Source organism: Actinopolymorpha sp. B11F2 (genome assembly GCF_040195635.1).
Taxonomy (GTDB): Bacteria; Actinomycetota; Actinomycetes; order Propionibacteriales; family Actinopolymorphaceae; genus Thermasporomyces.
In genome coordinates this window covers 1-4,511 of the sequence record NZ_JBEFTX010000044.1, presented here as the reverse complement: position 1 = coordinate 4,511, position 4,511 = coordinate 1, and the positions used below count along the sequence as shown (strand labels likewise).

3 protein-coding genes are annotated in these 4,511 nt (G+C 67.2%); 2 read left to right on the top strand and 1 reads right to left on the bottom strand.

Annotation, left to right across the window (positions count from 1 at the left end; all coding sequences use genetic code 11):
* Positions 1-266: 266 nt before the first annotated feature.
* Positions 267-1,334 (top strand): DNA polymerase III subunit beta family protein, encoded by a 1,068-nt coding sequence (locus ABN034_RS34030; RefSeq protein ID WP_349695070.1) that lies wholly within the window; start codon positions 267-269, stop codon positions 1,332-1,334.
* Positions 1,331-2,557: an MFS transporter gene (locus tag ABN034_RS34025; RefSeq protein WP_349695069.1), complete on the top strand. Its 1,227-nt coding sequence runs from the start codon at positions 1,331-1,333 to the stop codon at positions 2,555-2,557. The genes ABN034_RS34030 and ABN034_RS34025 overlap by 4 nt, the downstream gene beginning before the upstream one ends.
* 975 nt (positions 2,558-3,532) lie before the next feature.
* On the opposite strand, the gene ABN034_RS34020 is transcribed toward ABN034_RS34025, so the two are convergent.
* Positions 3,533-4,511 (bottom strand): phosphotransferase family protein (locus ABN034_RS34020; RefSeq protein ID WP_349695068.1); only part of this gene is annotated, 979 nt, incomplete at its 5' end.

The window sequence follows — 4,511 nt, the reverse complement described above, 5'->3', positions numbered from 1 at the left end:
TGGGCGGTTTGATGCCTCCCCCCGCAGGGCGACACCGAGGGGCCACAACCCTCATCTCCCGCGCAGCACCACATCAAGAAGCTCTACCTACATCGAACCCCTCTCCGTGTTCGTGACACACTCCCTTACGGACACCCGCCAGGGTCGGTCCGGGGAGTGGGTGAGTCGAGCGGACGGGAGCTGTCCTCGCGAGAGGAAGTCGCCTTGCAGGAGGCACGACTGTGGAGATTGACCTTCCAGTCGGCTGAAGGTGCAGACTCGGCGGCGTGGCGACGGAACCATTGCTGACGATCAGCGCGTTTGCACGTGCGGTCGAGCTCGCGCCGAGCACTCTTCGCTACTACGACGAGGCCGGGCTGCTCCCACCGGCCGAGGTAGATCCACGTACCGGCTACCGCTACTACACCCCAGAGCTGGAGCGCCGGGCAAGTCTGATCCGACGCATGCGCAACGTCGGCGTTCCCGTCGAGACGATGCGCACGGCGCTGGCGGGCCCGCCCGAGCGCGCGGCGGCGGTGCTGGCCGGATTCGCCGAACGCGCCGCCCGCAACGCCCAGCAGACACAGGCCGTCATCGACGAGATCGTCTCAGCCCTCCAGGGCCAGGTGCCCATCCAGGACGTCGCGGTGACCGTCGACGGGCCTGAGCTGGCGGCCGGTCTCCGAAAGGTCGCTCGCGCTGCGTCGGATCACGAGCTCGCCTTGCGCGGTGTCCTGCTGGACGTAGATGGCGGTGCGATCACGCCGGTCGCGACCGATCGCTACTGGCTCGCCCACTGGTCCATCCCGGTGGCCGAAGCCCAGACGCCGGACTGTCGGGCGTTCCTGCCGCTCGACGGTCTCGAGGACTTGACGAGCCGACTGGAGCACCACGATGCGGTGACGATCGAGTTCGGCTCGGGAAAGGTCACCATCTGCGACGAGACCGACTCGATGCCGATCCCCACAGCCGACGACCGATTCCCGGCGTACCGCCTGATCGTGCCAGACACGGCGGCTCGCTCCGGCCGGGTCACCTTCGACCGATCAGCCCTGACAGCCCTACTGTCCGCTGGCCCCGGCGACGACGAAACTCCGATCCGTTTCGCCGTAGGAACGGACCGCCTTGGTGTGAGCAGGCTCGGGGACACCGAGAGCACCCGAATCGATGCTGTCACCTCTGGCACCTCGACCACGATGTGGTTCCCGGCCGCGCTGCTCCGCAAGGCCCTGGACACCATGGTCGGTTCGGCGGTGTCGCTCGTGTACTCGACATCGGACCGTGCGGTCCAGCTCATCCCCGTCGAGCAGAACCGCCTCGGTGTCCTGATGATGCCGAGCCGCCCGGAACCGTGACCGGGGCAGTACAGGAGCCCGCTCAGCGACTGTTGCGCGGCGGCTTCGTCTCCTGGCTGGCGGCTGCGACCGTCTCGGCCGTCGGTGACGGCATCCTCTACTTCGCTATCGCGTGGGTCGCATCCGGTCTCGGTGCGCATGTCGTCACGCTCGTCTTGATCGCGGGCCTGCTACCCGAGCTGCTCCTCACACTCCTCGGCGGTGTCGCCGCGGACAGGTGGGGGCTACGGCGCACGATCACCGGCTGCAACCTCGCGATGTGCCTGCTTCTCACGGCGTTCCTGCTGGCGTCCGAGGTCGCCGCGGTGACTGGCGTACTGCTCGGGGCGCTTGCGCTGGCCGACGGCGTGGTCAGCTCGTTCCACCGGCCGGCCAACAACGCGTTTCCCCGGCTGTTCTTCCCCGAGTCGCTGATACCGCGAGCCATGTCGCTGACCGGCTCAGCCATGGAGATCGCACGCATCGCCGGGCCGCCACTGGGCGCGGTCCTGGTGGTCGTGGTCTCGATCAAGGGCGCGATCCTGGCCGATCTCGCGAGCTTTGCTGTCGTCCTCGCCGTACTTGTCGCGGTGCGCCCGCCGCACGAACCCGTGCGACCACCACGTGGTTCCAGCTCCGCAGTGGCAGAGCTCCGCGCGGGTCTGCGGGCCATCCGCAGCGTGCCCGGCGTCGGCGCGATGCTCGGCGCGGTCGGCATCGTCGCGGGCACCGTGATCCCCATGCTCGGCCTGTGCGTGCCGCTCCTGGCGCGCAGCCGCGGCTGGAGTGCCGCCGACGCCGGCCTGATGGAAGCATTCTGGATTGTCGGTGCTCTCGCCATCTCGCTCTTGCGCGCCGCGGGCAAGGTCGGCATCGCCGCGCGGCCAGTGTGGCCCCTGTCGACCGGGCCCGTGCTCGCGAGTTCGGGGATCGTCGTCGCGGTCGTGGCACCGACCCCCGCAATTGCCTTCGCCGGTACCGGACTCATGGGCATCGGCACCGCCATCTTCACCAGCCACCTCTTCCCGCTCTACCTGCTCCAGACCCCCCAAGGCATGCTCGCCCGGTTCCAATCCGTGCTCCTCGTCGCGCAAATGCTCGCCATGCTCGTCGGGAACGCATGGCTCGGCGGGCTCGCATCCCAACTCGGGCCAGGACAGGCAATGCTCGCCGCGGCGTGCGCCTGCACCTGCGCAGGGATCCCCATACTCGCCAGCCGAACCCTGCGCAACGCTCGCATGTAATGGCCACTGCCAGCCCCCGCCGGCGAGCCATAGTGGCGTGTCGAACGAACCCAGCCCGACGCACGTCCCGCCGACGATTGCTGTGCCGGACACGTCGCAGCATGCCGGACCCCATGCCGGTGACCTCGCGCCGCTGCACCGTGTCCGAAAGAGGATCGTCCCCATCCGGACACCTACTGAGCTGAGGCGCGCGACCAAGCGCGTCGGCATGGCACGACTGGGGACAGCGGAGACATACGAAGGCCGTCCCCGCTGTCCCCGTTGTCCCCGCAAGGCGCTGACCAGCGGAAACGTACGTGATCATGGGGGACAGGCGGGGGACAGCACGGCCCCGGCTGTCCCCGAACGGTAGGTACTTACCTACTTTCTCTCTCCTTCTCTGTCCCCGTGTCCTCGTACGCGAGTGGCGGCAAGGGGCTGAAACAAACGGGGGCGGCCCCTGAAATGTTTCAGCCTGCCCCCTGTTCCTGAGCCGGAAGATGGCGCCGAGCGGTAACCAGGTTGGTAACCAAGACGTACGCATAGGTGTGAGATCACGTGAGACATTCGAGTCGCTCGGCAGGGGGCAGCTGACGGGCCGGAGCGTCAGGAGGATACCGATCGGACGCATGAGACGGGCGAAGGGCTGCTCATAACCCAGAGGTCGCGGGTTTGAATCCCGCCCCCGCTACCAGGCAAAACGCCCCCGGAGATCCGATCTCCGGGGGCGTTTTCGTGCCATGGGAGGCCAACGGTCGTCTGCGGCCCTCGTTCGCCGAATTGCCTCTCCAGGCGATCAAGGCGCCGCTTACGCGGCGCACCGCCCCGCCCGCCCTTGCGGGCGGCGCCGGGGCGGGCTGGCTGCGCGGACGACGGGGACGAGTGGTTGCCCTGTCCTCGGCCTCGGCCTCGGCCTCGGTCTACCCGTTGGCCTGGTCGCGTCGCGGTGTTGAGGATGCGTGTACGCCCATCGAGGAGCTGGTGAAGTCCATCGGCTCATCCACGAGACTCACATGGATCATCATCGCCGGGCGGCCCGCTTGCAGGAGTCCTTGTCAGCAAGTCGGGCCACGGGCTCGGCGGAGTATCCGAGAGGAACCGCAGAATCTCCAGCAGCCTTGCCTGCCGTGGAGCTGCCCAGTTCCGAGCCTCGGATGTGGACGGCCCGCCGACCAGCTTTGCCATCGCCAAGGAGAGCTGATACCAGAGTGTGCCAGCTTCGAGCGCCACGCCCGCGCACCACGGGTCGACATCGGAACACGATGGACGAGCGGCCGCACGATATCCGGAAAACATTTCGGAGAGCGCTCTGGTAGGGAAGTCGGCAAAGTCCCGGACGGGATCTCCCCAACGGGCGGACCCCCAGTCGATGATCGCGATGACCTGACCAGTCTTGTCGACCATGAGGTTCGACGGAATGACATCGCAGTGAAGTAACACGGGCTCGGTCTCGGATGGAGGATGAGTCTCCAGCAGACCAAACCAGTCCATCAGCCATCGCCCCTGTGTACCGCCCACCTCCTCAGCCGCCGTCAGCTGATCGACCAACTCCTGGGGCGAGAGCGGGGATGGTTCTGGAACGCCGGGGATCGCGCCGGTGTCCTTCCTTCGCACCTCGTGGATGGCCGCGAGGACCTCACCGAGTGAGGTGTGGGATCGGACGCTCGTGCGTGGGTCATATCCGAACTCGTCCAGCGTCGGTCCGTGCAGTCGCTCCAGAACCAGGTAGGGCACGTCGGCAACTCGACGGCTCGCGTCGTAGCTGACGAGTCGGGCCGTGGGCACGCCGGCGCGTTGCACAAGGGGGATGACGGCAGCTTCCTTCGCCAGTCGGTCCTCGACAGCGCGCTTAGAGCCTGTTCCTGAATCTAGATCCTTCCGTGTGACCTTGATTTCCGATCTTGACTCGATCTGACGAGTTGTCGGCTGAGGAGCCGGATCGCAGCCCATCTGACCATTGATTCGTGGTGTTCGG